The organism is Leptolyngbya sp. FACHB-671 (assembly GCF_014695745.1).
GTDB lineage: Bacteria > Cyanobacteriota > Cyanobacteriia > Elainellales > Elainellaceae > JAAUTN01.
On sequence record NZ_JACJOV010000155.1, the window covers coordinates 1 to 15,616 of the forward strand.

General features: G+C 48.2%; 16 protein-coding genes and 1 pseudogene. 3 read left to right on the forward strand and 14 right to left on the reverse strand.

The genetic code is table 11. The features are described 5' to 3' along the window. Window positions 1-229: 229 nt before the first annotated feature. The 5 genes from H6F93_RS28075 to H6F93_RS28095 form a co-directional block, all read right to left on the reverse strand. Window positions 230-625, reverse strand: a complete 396-nt coding sequence (locus tag H6F93_RS28075) for a hypothetical protein (RefSeq protein ID WP_190646535.1) — start codon at window positions 623-625, stop codon at window positions 230-232. Between the two features lie 209 nt (window positions 626-834). After that, window positions 835-1,428 carry a TetR/AcrR family transcriptional regulator gene (locus H6F93_RS28080; protein ID WP_190646536.1) on the reverse strand — a complete coding sequence of 198 codons (594 nt, stop codon included), beginning with the start codon at window positions 1,426-1,428 and terminating at the stop codon, window positions 835-837. A 138-nt stretch (window positions 1,429-1,566) separates the two neighbouring features. After that, window positions 1,567-1,902 carry a response regulator transcription factor gene (locus H6F93_RS35970; RefSeq protein WP_190688292.1) on the reverse strand — a complete coding sequence of 112 codons (336 nt, stop codon included), beginning with the start codon at window positions 1,900-1,902 and terminating at the stop codon, window positions 1,567-1,569. A gap of 189 nt (window positions 1,903-2,091) precedes the next feature. After that, entirely contained in the window at window positions 2,092-2,916 is an 825-nt protein-coding gene (locus H6F93_RS28090; protein WP_190688295.1) for an NAD(P)H-binding protein, read from the reverse strand. A 161-nt stretch (window positions 2,917-3,077) separates the two neighbouring features. Then, entirely contained in the window at window positions 3,078-4,889 is a 1,812-nt protein-coding gene (locus H6F93_RS28095; protein WP_190688299.1) for a mechanosensitive ion channel, read from the reverse strand. Window positions 4,890-5,181: 292 nt separating this feature from the next. Between H6F93_RS28095 and H6F93_RS28100 the strand changes: the two genes are divergently transcribed. Together H6F93_RS28100 and H6F93_RS28105 are read left to right on the forward strand one after the other, a co-directional pair. Next, window positions 5,182-5,664, forward strand: coding sequence for an SRPBCC family protein (locus H6F93_RS28100; protein WP_524538031.1), 483 nt, complete (start codon window positions 5,182-5,184; stop codon window positions 5,662-5,664). A 136-nt stretch (window positions 5,665-5,800) separates the two neighbouring features. Then, complete coding sequence (locus tag H6F93_RS28105; protein ID WP_190688303.1) at window positions 5,801-6,748, forward strand: bifunctional helix-turn-helix transcriptional regulator/GNAT family N-acetyltransferase; 948 nt, start codon at window positions 5,801-5,803, stop codon at window positions 6,746-6,748. Window positions 6,749-6,767: 19 nt separating this feature from the next. Here H6F93_RS28105 and H6F93_RS28110 read toward each other — a convergent pair whose 3' ends face one another. The 9 genes from H6F93_RS28110 to H6F93_RS28150 form a co-directional block, all read right to left on the reverse strand. After that, complete coding sequence (locus H6F93_RS28110; protein WP_190646541.1) at window positions 6,768-7,556, reverse strand: amino acid ABC transporter ATP-binding protein; 789 nt, start codon at window positions 7,554-7,556, stop codon at window positions 6,768-6,770. 48 nt (window positions 7,557-7,604) lie between these two features. Further along, window positions 7,605-8,504 carry a transporter substrate-binding domain-containing protein gene (locus H6F93_RS28115; protein ID WP_190688306.1) on the reverse strand — a complete coding sequence of 300 codons (900 nt, stop codon included), beginning with the start codon at window positions 8,502-8,504 and terminating at the stop codon, window positions 7,605-7,607. A gap of 16 nt (window positions 8,505-8,520) precedes the next feature. Further along, the gene (locus H6F93_RS28120; RefSeq protein ID WP_190688310.1) at window positions 8,521-9,174 is read right to left on the reverse strand and encodes an amino acid ABC transporter permease; all 654 of its coding nucleotides are present in this window, start codon (window positions 9,172-9,174) and stop codon (window positions 8,521-8,523) included. Window positions 9,175-9,205: 31 nt separating this feature from the next. Then, window positions 9,206-9,880: an amino acid ABC transporter permease gene (locus H6F93_RS28125; RefSeq protein ID WP_190646544.1), complete on the reverse strand. Its 675-nt coding sequence runs from the start codon at window positions 9,878-9,880 to the stop codon at window positions 9,206-9,208. Window positions 9,881-10,079: 199 nt separating this feature from the next. Next, complete coding sequence (locus H6F93_RS28130) at window positions 10,080-10,904, reverse strand: SirB1 family protein (protein WP_190646545.1); 825 nt, start codon at window positions 10,902-10,904, stop codon at window positions 10,080-10,082. A gap of 77 nt (window positions 10,905-10,981) precedes the next feature. Further along, on the reverse strand, window positions 10,982-12,562 hold the full coding sequence (locus tag H6F93_RS28135) for an FAD-dependent monooxygenase family protein (RefSeq protein ID WP_190688313.1): 1,581 nt from the start codon (window positions 12,560-12,562) through the stop codon (window positions 10,982-10,984). Window positions 12,563-12,586: 24 nt separating this feature from the next. Then, window positions 12,587-13,699: a beta-ketoacyl-ACP synthase gene (locus H6F93_RS28140; protein ID WP_190688316.1), complete on the reverse strand. Its 1,113-nt coding sequence runs from the start codon at window positions 13,697-13,699 to the stop codon at window positions 12,587-12,589. A 9-nt stretch (window positions 13,700-13,708) separates the two neighbouring features. Then, window positions 13,709-14,488, reverse strand: a complete 780-nt coding sequence (locus H6F93_RS28145) for a peptidylprolyl isomerase (protein ID WP_242043661.1) — start codon at window positions 14,486-14,488, stop codon at window positions 13,709-13,711. A 56-nt stretch (window positions 14,489-14,544) separates the two neighbouring features. Further along, window positions 14,545-15,117: a photosystem I assembly protein Ycf4 gene (locus tag H6F93_RS28150; protein WP_190646549.1), complete on the reverse strand. Its 573-nt coding sequence runs from the start codon at window positions 15,115-15,117 to the stop codon at window positions 14,545-14,547. Window positions 15,118-15,503: 386 nt separating this feature from the next. Between H6F93_RS28150 and H6F93_RS28155 the strand changes: the two are divergent. Further along, window positions 15,504-15,616, forward strand: a pseudogene (locus H6F93_RS28155) (photosystem II D2 protein (photosystem q(a) protein)); the annotation flags it as partial.

Sequence of the window (15,616 nt, forward strand, 5' to 3'; positions counted from 1 at the left end):
CCAATTCTGTATATCGCATATCTGCTTCTGACGATAGCTTCTAGATAGAAACTATCTCGCTTCGCTGCGATCCTCAACTGTCACATCCCTTTGCTATTCATGCAGGAGGTCTATTACACAAGTGGAAATTGCTGTAAGCCAAACGCTGCCAACCTAAAACGTTAAAATCTGCGACTTCACAAAGAAGTCGCAGATCTGCTTACACAAACCCAATTTTAGTTAACCGTTACTAGTTAACCGTTACTGCATTGCCTGTTGCCAAAGCATCACCGATGTCTTGCTGCAATGGCTTTGGCTGAACGTACACCACTAAATTAGGCACAATGGTGCCAATGTTTTTCGTGATCTGGATAGGTCTTGCACTGTCGACGGTATAGGACTGCCCAATTTCCTCAAGCGCACTGAGCAGGCGTTCATTCATGCTGCTATCTGCTGTATTTGAATTAACAAAGCTCAGCAAATTTGGTTCTACTAACAAAACTCGATCAGCTTGGATTGATTTGATGAAGTAATCAGTTCTCGATTCGCCTAGAAGATGACCAGAGCCAAGGTTGAAGCCAGCAGTCACTAGAATCACCAGGCTCAGAGCGATCGCTGCAAGAGGAGCGAGTAGTTTCTTATTCATGGAAGTATTAATGCCAAAGCCAACGTGAGTGTATCTAGATATTAACGCAGTATGAACTTTTGTAAAGCCTGCTGATCCCAATTTGGCTGTCTCAAGCCTTATCCTTCGTGTGGCTGAGAACTGTTGAAGGCGATCGCGTGTCAGTCATCCTCGGCTAAGCAACATCGTTCTGCATCAAGCATTACGGAACGGTGCGCTGCGGTCGCAATTTATTGAGAGTCTGGTTGAGAGTCAGAATGTTTTTCTAAATAAGCGGTCAGCATTTTTCCTAGCAGAGATACTTGCTCATTAAAGCAGGCAGCTTGATCTCCATACAGTCGATTGAGTAACAGCCCCATAAACAAGTTTTTCATGAAATGTTGAAAGGCTGGACTAGTGATCCCGTCAAAGTTGGCCACGGTTTGCTTAAAGCGTTCGTCGGCTTGCTTATTGGCTCTATTGTTTTGATAGGCTTCACAGCCATAGTGACGACAAAAATCAACAGAGATGTAAGTCTCTTTGATTAAACTCTCCTCATTTTTTTGCAGAAATCTTCCCAGCGCATCTACCTGTTCGGTTAGTGTTTTTGCGCCTTCTAACTCACGGGTCAGCATGAGAATGTAGTAATCCGCTTTTTCCTGCATGAGCTGCTCAAACAGGGCTTCCTTGCTAGGAAAGTAGTGATACAAAGTTCCAGTAGAAACGCCTAACCCCTGCGCGATTTCGCGCATTGTGACCGCCGCAAACCCTTTTTGGGCAAACAGGTCAAAGGCTCTGTTTAGCAGGTCTTTGCGGTACTCATTATGATCAACAATTTTGGGCATTCGTGACGTTGATATGAAACGTTGAGTTTATCTAGCTTCAGCATACGATGCTCATCTAGATAGTTCATGAGAACTTCGGCTGAAATGCTTTAGGTTTCAGGCGTAATGGAGGCGCTCAAACCAGTTGGGTTGCACGCTCTACATCAATCCCATTCGCACTGCTGCAACTGCTGCCTGAATGCGGTTTTCAACGGAAAGCTTATTTAGGATTCCTCGAATGTGAGTTTTGATGGTGTTAGGACTGAGGTAAAGGAGCGTCGCAATTTCGGTGTTGCTACGACCTTCAATCAGCAGTTTTAGAATCTCTAATTCTCGTTTCGATAACCGATTAATTGGTTTGAACTGCCGCAGGGATCTATGTTTTTCTACATAACCCTGCTGTTGACTGTCACTGATTGGGTACTCAATTGCATCACGGTCAGCTTTTTCAGATGTGGAAGGGGTCGGCTGAGGAAGACTTTTTGCTTGCTGCATATCACCACTCCCTGAGGATTTATCTTATATCGAACGTGCGTTATATTTAAGATGACGCTTTTGAGCCGTGAAGTCAAGTAAATGAAAAGATTTCTGAGACTTGTAGAGACGCGATTCACTGCATCCTTGCCAAAACATTTCTGGCTGGACAAATTCTAATTTCTATTGTCGTGCGTCCTTAAGTCTGCCTTAATGAGCTAGCAGTTGAGCAAAAAGCCCTTCCCAATCCACTGTGGCTGGTCTTTCACCCTGGTTGATCAGTTCAAACACTTTGTTTTCCGCTGCCAAACTATTCACACTTGCAACACAAGCAGCAGCCACATCAATGCGGCTGGTTTGTCCAGTCAAGGTGTCACCCGTAGCCACTACAACGCCCTGCTTCCCGTTAGTTGTTGCTTTGAGCAAAGTATTGAGATCGTAAGAGGTAAATGGCCCATCAATCAGCCGTCCCGGTCGAACAATGGTGTATGGCAAGCCTGATTGAATCAGTGCGGTTTCACCTTTCTGTTTTGCATCCAACACGCCGAAGGCATTTAAGAAGCTGTAGGGTGGTTTATCTTTGTGTTCAACGCCACACGATGAGACAAACACAAATCGCTTTAAGTCCTTAGGAGCGGCTCCAATCAGGTTAATCACGCCTTGAGCATCAACCTGTTCAGGACTGTTTTTAGCCTGGGTGCGGCGATAGTCGGAGTCCAAGAACACTTTGCCCCAGTTCAAGACTTGCTGAAAGCCATTGGTTTGTGAGCTGAAGTCAAAATCCCATTTTGCTGAAGGGAAGGCGGTCGTACCCGTGCAGCAGATGATGTGGGTAATACCCTGGGTTGCAGCGGGAAGGGTCTCAGGTTGGCGGGTGTCGGCGATCGCCACTTCCACTTTGCCGTCAAACATCTGCTGTACTTTTTCAGAACTACGGGTCATGGCCCGCACTGCGTATCCTTTTTCAAGCAGCTTTGCGACGGTGAGTTGCCCAACGCCCCCCGTTGCTCCTGCAACCAATACTCGCTCAGACACGGGCCTTTCTCCTATTTGTGACACCTTTATTCAAGGCTAAACGAATCATTCCTTGCTCTAATCTCTCGATTGACAGAATGCTACTACCGCAAAAAAACTGGAGTGCGAAGGGTATGACCTCCGTACTCCAGTTAATGCTTGCGAATGGAGTTAGGGAATTATTAGAGACGATTTTGCTTAAACGAAGCTAACCATTCGCGGAGCTGCTCAGCAGCAACGTCTCGACCGCCTAAGCCAAAGGCTAAAGCAATCGCTACTGCGATCGCGCCCAAGAGCAAGCCAAACGCTAGATTGACGATATCGTTAGCAACGCCGATTAGCTGCAATGCGATCGCAGCCGAGAAGGCGATACCTGCAATCCGAGCGACTTGACCCAAGATTTTAGCTTGACGACCACCAGAGCTCGTAATCAAGTTAAAGGCGAGGTTCGCTAAGTATAAGCCAATCGCAAATACCACCAGTCCAGCTAAGATGCGCCCTGCAATCAAGACTATTCCACCTACCAAGGCGGTCAGTGCCGGAATGTTCAGTACATCGATTGCCGCAAGTGCAGCAATCAACATTACCCCAACTAGAACAATGATCCCAGCGACCTCTGAAGGCGTTTTCGTGGGTACCGTAGCAGGAGGAACTCGCCCTTGTAACGCTTCGGGCTGAGCCGGAGGGGGAACTGTAGCAGAGGTAGGGGCTGAAGGGGTAGACTGTAGCCCCAGCCAATAGAAGACGTTGTTAAAGCCAACTCCGGTCAGGACACCCGTTACGAGATCAGAGAGAAACTGTCCGATCACATAAGCAAGAGCCAGAATCAGTCCAGCAGTAAAGATCTGCGGTAGTACCGTGAGAATTTGCTCTAGCATTGCGATCGCTGGACCAGAGATCGCCTCAATTTGCAGAGCGTTGAGGGCCGCGATCGCCGTCGGAATCAGAATTAAAACATAGACAACGGTGCCAAGAATCCAGGAGAGCGATTGGCTTCCAGATGTCCGGTTCAATCCTAGTCGAGTCCCAATTCGGTCTGTTCCAGTTGCTGCCAGAAAGTTAGTCACAATCCGCCGTACCACTTGAGCAACGAGCCAACCTGCCGCTGCAATCAAAATCGCGGCAAACACATTCGGCAAAACGCCCAAAATTTCATTCAGCAACTCCTGCACAGGAGCCAGCGTTCCTTGCAACCCCAGCGTATTTAAAATTAGCGGCAGGAATAGCAGGAAAATGAACCAGTACAGGGTGTTCCCAATTGTGTCACTGAGAGAAAACTGATTTCTTGAGGACGGTGGCGGAGGCGTAGCCGTGCCAGTTCTCGGATCTACTGCACCAGTTGTGGAATAACCACCTGGGACAGTGGGATCTCTCACTGCATCCGTTGGGGGAGTGGTGGATGGGCTTTCTACCTGTTGCCCCAACCGCTCATCTATGTTGAAAGCTTTCAGAGTTCGGGTGACAATCAGCTTTACCAACGTTGCTAGCAGCCAGGCAACCCCCAGCAAAATCGCGGCTCCCGCAATGGCGGGCAGGTAGCCAATAATTTGATTTAAGAAGTTGTTGAGAGGTTCAGATACAGCCGTGAGCTGAAGTGCCTGAAGAAACGCAACAATCGTGAAGATAAAAATTAGCCAGAAAACAGCACTAGAGATCCACTTCTCGATGGCTGGAGCTTCTGCCCCTGGCTGTCCGCCCACAACTGATCGAGCTAAACGATTGTCAAGGTCTGTTTGCTTTAAGATTCCTCTGACGATCGCCGCTGCAATCAGTGCAATTAGCCAACCCACTACCAGGATCACAATTGCCCTTAGTAGGTCCGGCAATGAAGAACTCAAATCAGAACCAACCGTCCGCAGCACATCCCCTCCTCTTGCTGGTCTGGTCGTGGGTGCAGATTCTACTTGAGCTAAGAAAGTATAAATGCTGTGCATTTTAGGCATTGAGGTGGAGGCTATCAACGCCTGCGCCATGCCCTGCCATGTTTCGTTCATTATTTCCTCAACTAGCGACAGCAAACGTGAAGATAGCAGCTACCATAGGTGGCTATCATTAGGTTGACCAGCGATTCCCTTGCTTAATCTCTCTGGTCAACCGTAAATTACCAAAACTGCGTAAAAGCTACATCAGCAAGGGTAAATTTTGTCTTCGAGCCTTTCATCTACCTTAGTGCTGAATAATACGCTAAAACCTGCGTTTTTAAGGAATAAGTTCTGAAAAAGGGCAACTATCGCGGTGCAGCAGCCAAGATCAATTTAAGGTTACTGTAGAGTAGCAGTTTAGGTTGTGACTCCGAAGCATCGGATGCCATTTCGTCAAGTTTTTGAGCAATCGATTCAGATCAAGGCCAGTGCAACGACGGTTGAACGATGTATCACCGATCGCACTTTGATGCACCGCTGGTTAAATCCGGCTTTACGCTGCGATCCCGTTGGCGTATGGAGTACCGAAGTCGGCAGCAAAAGCCGCTTTGTGATTAAGGTTCCATTGATTCAGCCGACTTTAGAAAGTGTGGTGTTAGAGCGGGAACCGGGGCTGATTGTGTGGGGCTTTGATGGGTTCTTTAAAGGGCGCGATCGCTGGGAATGTCAGCCTGATCAAGACGGCACTTATCTGATTAATCGATTTGAATTTGAGATTCCTAATACGATCGTCCGCTATGGCTTTGATCGATTTGCCGCAGATTGGACTAAGCAAGACATGCAGGCTCAGCTACGACGGTTAAAGCGCTTGGCAGAGCAGGTTTATCAAGGGCTGCAAAAAGTTTAGAGCGAATGTAGGTTGGGTGTAGCACAGCGAAACCCAACACTCACCTAGACCCTAGGATGTACTGTTACTTCCCTCGAAGATGGCTTTGTGTCGTTTATCATAATATGTAGTTAATTACGTAAGCAATTACATATCTATGGATTTCTACTCTCAAGTCGGCAAGGTAGCATTAGGTAGCCGTCTACGGCGATTGAGCGAAACTTTTACAGAGGATGCTGCAAAAATCTATTCGCTCTACAAAACAAACCTAGACCCAAAGTGGTTTCCAGTTTTTTATGTGCTTTCCCATCAAGAAAGTGCATCTATCACTGAAATTGCTCAAAAGATCGGTCACTCACACCCGTCTGTAAGCCAAATTGTCAAAGAGATGAGCAAGAAAAAACTCGTCAAGATTGACAAAAGCGCTGAGGACGCAAGGGTAAGTGTTGTAAAACTTTCTGATATTGGAAAACAACTGATTCCTAACCTTGATAAACAGCAGCTTGATGTCACTCAAGTGGTTGAAGATCTCTTGGCAGAGATGCAGCATGACCTATGGAAAGCGATCGAGGAAGTTGAGTTTTTACTTGCGAATCAAAGCTTTTTTGAGCGGGTCAAAGAAATCCGTAAGGTGCGTGAACGTCAGCAGGTTGAAATCATTGATTACAAATCAGAGTTTCACGATGAATTTAAGCGCTTGAATTATGAGTGGATCGAAAAATATTTCAAGCTAGAAGAAGCTGACCGTCAATCCCTCAATCATCCTAACGAGAAGATTTTGGCAACTGGCGGACACATTTATATGGCTCGCTCTAATAGTGAGATAGTAGGAACATGCGCCCTGATCAAAGTGGATGATGATACCTATGAGTTAGCAAAGATGGCAGTCACCGAAACGGCTAAAGGTAAAGGAATCGGTTGGCTGTTAGGGCAAGCGGCGATCAACAAAGCACACGAATTAGGCGCAAAAACGGTGTTTCTAGAAAGTAATACTGCTTTAGCTCCTGCGATCAATCTTTACCAAAAGCTAGGGTTTCAAAAAGTGGTCAGACCGTCTTCACACTATGAGCGCTGCAATATTCAAATGGAGCTTAAACTCAACTAGCAAAATAGGTTTACAGCAACTAATGCAAAATTTGAGATAGAAACTTCTTCACTCGCTCATCTTTGGGATGATTGAAAAACTCATCAGGAGTTGTGTCTGTGAGCAAGTGTCCTTCTGCCAGGAAGATGACGCGATCGGCGACCTCACGAGCAAATCCGACTTCATGGGTGACACACACCATCGTCATGCCCGACTCTGCCAGTTTTCGCATTACGTCCAGCACCTCTCTCACCATTTCTGGGTCAAGCGCTGAGGTCGGTTCGTCAAACAACATTACTTTAGGACGCATAGCCAGGGCACGGGCGATCGCCACTCGCTGCTGCTGCCCACCTGAAAGCTGTCCTGGATACTTATTTGCCTGGTGAGAAATGCCGACGCGATCGAGCAAACTCATTCCCAGTTCTTCTGCGTCACTTGGGGACATTCCTCGCAGGTGAATTGGACCCAGCGTGATATTCTTCAACACACTCAGATGAGGAAACAGGTTGAACTGTTGAAATACCATGCCGACTTCTCGGCGCACCAGTTCAATTCCTTTGTTGTCGTGAGCGATCGCAATTCCATCAATTTCAATGCTGCCGCCCTGATAGGGTTCCAGTCCATTAAACGTGCGAATAAAGGTAGATTTGCCAGACCCCGATGGACCCATTAGCACAACCACTTCACCCTTATTCACCGTCAGGCTCACTCCCTTAAGCACGTGAAACCCGTTGCCGTACCATTTCTCTACATCTTTGGCGACGATGATAGGTTCAGTGCCCAAGGTTGCCGTACTTGCTGCATTGATTTGAGGCTCAAAAGATGTCATGCCTGATGTGCTCCTGTTTTAAGGATGAGTGCGATCGCCATCGGTCATTTAGCTCGCGAGACTGGTCGGTAACGGTTCACCAAACCATTGAACCGAGATTTCGTTTAAGCGCCCAGACTGCTTTAAGTCAGCGATGATAGTGTTGATTTCTGTTAAAAACTCTGTGTCACCCTTACGCACGCCCACGTAGCAAGGAGAGTCTTTCATGATGAATTTGCTCTCAATCTGCTGATCGGGGTTATCACGAATCAATTTGGCAGCTACTACGTTGCCGGTTGCAATCAGTTCAACCTGTCCAGAGACCAGGGCAGAAGCCGTTAAGCTGTTGCTGGCAAAGCGCTTGACCTCGACTGTTCCAGCGGGTAGCTTGGAGATTTCTAGATCTTCCAGAGAACCTTGTGAAACGCCTATCGTCTGCCCATTCAGTTCTTCAAGCGAAGAAACTTGAATATCTGGGCCACCGTAGACTCCAGAAAAGAAGGGAGCATACGGTTCAGAGAAGTCGATAATCACTTCACGGTCAGCGTTTTTTCCTAAGCTGGAAATGACCATGTCGGCGCGATCGGTCTGCAAAAACGGAATGCGGTAGTTCCCTACGACCGGAACTAGCTGTAGCTCAACCCCCAGCCCTTTAGCCATTTCATTCGCCACATCAATGTCATAGCCCTGTAGCTGCATCGTGGCGTTAACCGCACCAAAGGGAGGGAAGTCATCGGGAACCGCAACTCTGACGGTGCCCCTTTCCATAATTCTGCTCAAGGTTGAACCGTCTGCATGGGGCAAGACAATTTCTTCAGCTTCAATGGTGGCTAGCGATCGCACCGAAGCGGTGTCTTCTCCAGCAGAGCAGGACGCAATACTTATCGTGATTAACAAACTGGTGAAAAACAAAGCCAACACTCGTCGCAGCTTTGTGTAAAACAGTGCCTTTAACAAATCCCAAACCATTTTTAGCGCTCCCTGCTCAGGTTTTGTAGCTCAGTTTTCGCTCTAAGTGCTGGCTCCAAGTCGAAAGGGGATAGCACAACAGAAAATAGATCACCCCTGCCAGCGAGAAAATCAGCAGGGATTGCAAAGTCACATTGTTAATCTGAGTTGCGGCGCGAGACAGTTCGGTAAATCCGATAATGGAAGCCAGCGAAGTTCCCTTAATCACCTGCACCAGAAAGCCAACTGTGGGAGCAACCGACAGCCTTACTGCCTGGGGCAAAATGATCAGCTGAAGCTGTTTGAAATAGCCAAACCCGATTGCAGAACCCGCTTCCCATTGCCCTTGAGGAAGGGCTTCAATCGAACCTCGCCAGATGTCTGCTAAAAATGCACTGGTAAATCCAGTAAGTGCTAGGGTTGCTGCTTGCAGCGGTGATAGGTTGATGCCAAAAGCGACCGATAGCCCAAAAAATGCCAGGAATAGTTGCAGCAGCAGAGGTGTACCTTGAAAAAATTCAATGTATACCCAACTGATTCCCCTGAGCCACTTATTTGAAGAAATCCGCATTAAGGTAATCGCAGCCCCAACAATACCTCCACCGATGAAGGCAATCAGGGACAAAATAACTGTCCACTTTGCAGCAATTAGAAGATTAATAAAAATTCGAGAGACAGTAAATTCGTCCATCTTTTTTAGCTTTTGTGCTCAAATATCTTACTTAGCGTCTGTACTTAGCAAACTCAAAGAATCGTCTTTCAATTAGAAAAGACAAGAGCTTGATTAACCAAACAATTGCTAGATAGATCAGGGCGATCGTGAAATAGATTTCAAAGCTGCGAAAGGTACGAGCGTTTAGATAATCTCCAGCGAAGGTCAAATCCTCTGCTGCAATTTGTGAGACAACGCTCGTAAACAAGACTGCCAAAATTACCTGCCCAATTAAGGCGGGATAAACATTAGCTAACGCAGGCGGCAAAACAATGTAGCGAAACACCGCTAACTTCTTAAACCCGATCGCCAATCCTGCTTCGATTTGTCCCTTGGCAATGCTTTGTACTCCTGCCCGCACAATTTCGGTTGAATAAGCTCCAAAGTTAACCGCTAGTGAGAAAATCGCAGCTTGCTCTGCGGATAACTTAAGCCCCAAATTGGGCAGTCCGAAGAAGATGAAAAAAAGCTGAATCAGGTAAGGTGTATTTCGAATAATCTCAACGTAGGCAAGCGCAATTCCATCTAAAATGCGATTTTCAGAAGTTCTAAAGGCTGCACCAATGATGCCAATGATTAAGCCAAAGGTAATGGCTAATAACGATATCTTGAAAGTCAACCAGGCTCCAGCCAGTAAAACTCCAGCGTTATCCCAAATGACTCCAAAGTCGAATGCGTAATTCATTTCAAAGCACCGCAGATCTTAAGGATCTAAAGTTTGCTGACTGACTCTGAATCAAACTTTTTAATCAAACAGTTCAGCAGCTATTTGCAGCTTATAGAAACATAGTGACCAATCTGCTTTTGTACCTTGAAATACAGAGTGAAATTTATACAATAATCTTTACGACTTTGAATAAATTTAGGATTACCACTCAGCAGATTTAGGAATCGTCGCTAATCCGCTTTAGTAATTGGCGTAGCATTGAGGCATCTTCTGCATCGGGTGTGTTGTCCAGGTAATATTCCAGATCTTGACTGGCTTCTATCCAGCGACCTGTGTGGTAGTAAACCACGCCACGATCGCGCCTCTCTCCGATCGCATCGGGAAACAGCAACAAAATTCTCTCAATCGCTGCCAAGGCTTTGGGTATTTCTCCACGATTCAGGTAGAGCATTTTGAGATTGGTCAGCATTCGCGCCAAAAAATTTTTAGGGGCGATCGCCTCGACAAATTCTGGCTGCAATTCTACGGGTTTGCCGTAAAGTTGGCTTAGTCGCTCTTCACAGTCCGCCGGAAACAAAATTTCCCCTTGATAAAACGGATCGACAAACACCTCCATCTCATCCAAGGCAGGACGAATCAAGAAATGTCCGGGCATTCCCACTCCCACCATTGGAAAGTCAAGCCGTTGGGCAATTTCGAGATAAACCAGAGAGAGCGTAATCGGAATTCCGGTGCGGCGATCGATTACCTGGTTCAAATAACTGTTGCGGGGATCGTAGTAATCTTCAACATTCCCTACAAATTTTAAATCTTCGTAAAGGTATTGGTTGATCGTTTTAATAATTCGCAGCGGGTACTGCTCTTTAGGTAAAAGCTCCTCGACTTCTGCCGCCATTGTATCTAGCGCGTTGGTGTATTCTTCTGCGTCCAGGTCTGGATATTCTTCCTGAGCAATGTAGAGTGCAGCTCTGGAGAGGGCGATCGCCTCGTCAGGTTGGCGAATCTCCTGGTAAAAAAGCTGGCGTGCGCGGGGGAAGTCCATGATAGAGATTAAGGATTAAGGTTTGGATAGGGGCTAGGGAAAGCATTTTGTTCATACCTATTCCCATGCTATCTACTTCATCCTTTATCCTTCATCCTCCCTAGCCCCTGTCCCTCTTCATAGTCGCCTCCGGAGCCGTATTTCCAGGCATCTAGCCAGCGATGAAAGTAGTATTGCTGGGTTGAAGTCAGCGTTCTTGTCCAGGGTTCTACCATTTGTCCGAGAGGGGAAAGAAGGCTGTAAATGCCGAGGTTTGAGTAGTGGATTGTCCAATCTAACAGAGCAGGCAAGCCCACATGAGGAATGACGCGTAGGACTACGCCAGGGTGAAATAGTGCAGTTCTCAGCATTGCTTGGGAGAGCGCAGGAAATTGCACAACGTCTTGTAGAAAAGGCTTGAGAACGCGATCGCCAAGCTGATCCATTTGCTCAAATACAGCCGAGAGCAGGGCATTGATTTGGTCGGGATCAAGTTTTTGGTTGACTCCAGCGCTCATCGCCCGTTGAAATAGCCAGGTGACGGACAGGTTCGGTTGGTAGGGCTGGAGTAAGGCTAAGGCAGAGCGATCAAGCAAATCAGCCTGGAGTGCCTGATTGATGCCTTCGTTCAAACGTCTCAGATGGCGAATCATTGCGCCAAAGCCACCAAAGCTGAGGGGGGATTGGCTGCCGCTGCTGTCACCGATGGGCAGGATGCGATCGCCCACTGGCTGTAAAGGACTTTGCCTATAGCAGGGGAAGAATCCAAACAATGCCCGCTGAAAGGTTAACTGTTCCAACTCAACGTTTTGATATTCCGGCAAAAGGCGCAGGTAATCTTCAAACAAGTCTTCTAAACTGGGGCGATCGGTATGGGCATCCAGGTAAGTAAACAGATAGGTCGTTCTGCCATCACGGGCAGGAAAGGCTTCCCAAAAATACTGGCACTGGTTTTGCAGCGGTGTGAAAGAAGCAAACAGGTCGCCCGTAGGGTTTTCTGGAAATCCCTGAGCGCAACTGCCAACGACCAGACAAACGGCATCTGGTTTTTGTCCCTTTCGCACCTGTTGGGAAATGGGTGAGAAGTGCCCCATCGCGTCTAACAGCAAACGGCTGGTAAACCCTTCTCCTGCTGACACATTCACCCCATTCGGATGAATGGTAGCTGAGCTAAACGCGGTGTGTTCAAAAAGCTGTCCACCAGCCGCTAAAAATTTTGCTTTTAAGGTATCCAGCAGGTAAACGGGATCAACGCCGATGTTGAGAACATCTTTAACCTGAAGCTCAACCCCATCCAGGAATCGGATGCAGGCAGGATTGTATTGGGTGGCGATCGCTCTTTCCAATTCCTCCTGGCTCAGCAACTCTAACTCCGCCAGCACTTCTAGCTCTTTGAGTGAAATATTCCACTCCTGATCGCGCCCGCGCAAAATTCCCCGCTCTAAAACTGCTGCGCGCCAACCCCGCTGAGCTAGGGCGCAGCCCAGCATAATTCCTAAGGTGCCGCCGCAAACGACCACGTCCCAATCCACGCTTTGCAGCGGTTCAGCACTCGTTTCAACCACTGAAGTAGCTGGAATTTCGTCTTGTTTATAGCTTTGCCACAGCCGATCGGCATGGCGCAGCCCACCCAACACGTCGCCAGGTAACTGCGAGAGAATTTCTTCGGTCAGGGTCATAGGAATTTAGGTAGCGCAGCAATATCAGCATCCTAAGGCGATCGCCGCATTTTGTCCGCCAAAGCCAAAGCTAAGACAAAGGGCGTTTTGAATCGTCACGCGGCGAGGTTCGATAACTAAATCGAGAGCAAACTCTGGCTGACTCAAGCCAACACAGGGTGGCAATATTTGATGCTTTAGCGCCATTAAGCAAAAGGCAATTCCTAATGCCCCGGAAGCGCCTAGGGTATGCCCCGTCGAGCCTTTGGTAGAACTGACGGGCACTCCTTTGGGAAAAATTCGCTGAATTAAGCGGGCCTCGTTGCGGTCGTTTAGCTGAGTTGCCGTACCGTGAGCGTGAATGTAGCCGATCGCCTCTGGAGTTAAGCCACTTCGCTCCAGACATTGCTTAATGGCGATCGCCCCTTCTCGCCCATCGGGATCAGGAGCGCTGACGTGATAACCATCTGCCGTCAAGCCAAAACCGAGAATGCGTCCGTAGACCTTTGCCGCTCGCTTTTTAGCTGACTCTGCCGTTTCCAGCACAAAGACTGCGCCACCTTCCCCTAGCGCCAGTCCTTCTCGATAGCGATCAAAGGGATAAGCTCCAGTTTGAGCCAGTGCCCCAACCTGAGTAAAGCCAGCCAAGGTGAGCGGTGTGATAGGGGCTTCGACAGCTCCGGCGATCGCCCTTTCGCACTGCCCGGTTTGAATCAGTTCAAAAGCTTGAGCGATCGCCCACAGTCCCGTTGCACAGGCCGCCATTGGGGATAGCACTGGTCCAACTGCGCCCACTTGATGAGCAGTGGCGATCGCCGCTGCATTGGGTAAGGTTTCCAGCCAATTTTCAATTCCGTCTTGCTTAGATCGAGTCAGCTTTTCCCACTGTGCTTGCTGTCCCCGGCTTGACCCGACGACAATTCCACAATCGGTTAAAGGAAGCTCCAGTCCAGCATCCTGGAGAGCGGCGCTCGCCACTCGCACTAGAGGCAACAGCGCACTAGGAGAATTGCCAATTAGCGCTAGAGGGCGTGGGGCTAATTCGGGAAAGGGCTGCTGGAGGCAGATTGCGGTTTTTTTAGAGAGCGATCGCCTCCAGGTTTGCTCCAGATTTCCTAACGCTGAAACTAGCCCAATTCCTGTAACTACAACTTCCACCGCAAAAGACTACTGGGGCTGCTCGGTGGGTGCATCGGTTGAAGCTGCGGCTCCGCCACCTTGCAGGTTCTCTGCTCCGGCGGTGACTCTAGCAGACTCAATGCGATCGCCCTGCTGAATCTGATCTACTGCATCCATCCCTTCAGTCACATAGCCAAACACGGCATAGCTACCATCGAGGAAACTCAGATCAGACAGCGCAAAATAAAACTGAGACGAAGCCGAATCCGGCAAATTAGACCGAGCCATCGCCACAGCACCACGCGTGTGCTTTAACACAGGTTGCGCGCCACCCGGATCGAGAGTTTGGCTATAGACAGGTTCCTCTGCGCCTTCTGGCTTGATTTCTAAAGGAATGTAGCGGGGTGCAGAAGTATCCGGGTCAATAAAACCGCCCGTTCCTAACTGCTCTGCTGGGAAATTTGGATCGCTGCCTTGCGGGTCGCCCCCCTGCACCACAAACGGCTCTGGCTGCTTCACGACGCGGTGAAATGTTAACCCGTTATAAACTCCACGCTGTACCAGGTCAACAAAATTTCCCGCTGTAATGGGTGCATTGGTTCCGTCTACCTGAATCGTGATAGTTGAACCGTTAACAACCATTTCAACCGTTGCTTCACCTTCCAGGCGGGGCAAATCCGCCGCTTGAGGGCTTGCCTCAACCGCCGGAACAGAGGCAGTTTCGGTCGCAGCAGGATCTGTCGTTGAGGTCGTATCTGCTGCGGGCGAACACCCCCCAACCAGCAGAGCCACCACGACAAAAACTGATACAACCCATTGATTAATCATGATTTTCATTCTTATCAACCAAACTCTTAATGAAAAGCCCTTTCACTACTCGCGCTTTATAGCCCTTCCAAAGGCACACCGAGAAAACGAGCTAACTCAGCTCCCTGATTTTCTAAATCAGACAGTGGCAATGGCTGCCCCACTCTAGTTAGTGGTGTTTCTCCCTTACCCTGGACGCGTAGATAGAGGGCACGACGAGGGTTCAACCCTTCCTTGATGTCAGCTCGAATTGCCTGCACATCCTCTAGGGGATAAGACACCTCAATTCGGCGGTTTTTCCCTGGAAATCCCCAACGGAACACGGTGGCCAACCCAGTCTCTCGGTTAAATTCGTTATACCCACCGCCTACATCCCAGGTAATAATTAGCCAGAGGTAAGCTCCCAACAGCAGACCCAGTGTTCCATACAAACCCATTACGAGTCCCTGTGGAATAAAAATCAGCTGAGTGGGATCGGAAAAGGGCAGCAGGTTGACTTGGAAATAGCTAGAAATTCCAGACAGCAGAAAGCCAGTGGCACCAACGGTGATCACAGTTGCCCACCAGTAGTTGCTGAGACGACGCGACCCCAAAACTTGCTGACGGAATATTTTGTCTTTGTCGGTTGTAGATACGGTTTGTGTAGCCATGGTGATCCGCTCAGGTTCGATGAAGTCGGTTCAGAATTAGAGGAAACGTTCAGTCCCCATTATCTAACCTCAAGGGAGTTGTGACATAGAACAAGGCGATAAGACAGGATTTTTCACAAATCTGTTGCTGAGATTATCGTGTCAGATTGTAAAAATTTTCATATATCCCTATCATATAGAAACGTTAAATCCTATCCGGTAACACCCGTCGGTTGCTCGTCAAAGAGCAGGCGTGAAAGGTGCGCTGATCGAAGAGTCAGCTATTTAGCATCTGCCGACGCTAAATTAAAAGTCCGCCTTTTCTACTAGCAGAGTCTCTTTTACAGTAGTAAAAGAGTTATCCTGCCGCCCTTTTGAGGATTTGATGAATATTAAGAGGTTATGAAATGACCATAGCAATGGGGCGCGCCCAAGCGGAACGAGGATGGTTTGACGTCCTCGACGACTGGCTCAAGCGCGACAGATTTGTCTTCATCGGCTGGTCTGGTCTTTTGCTCTT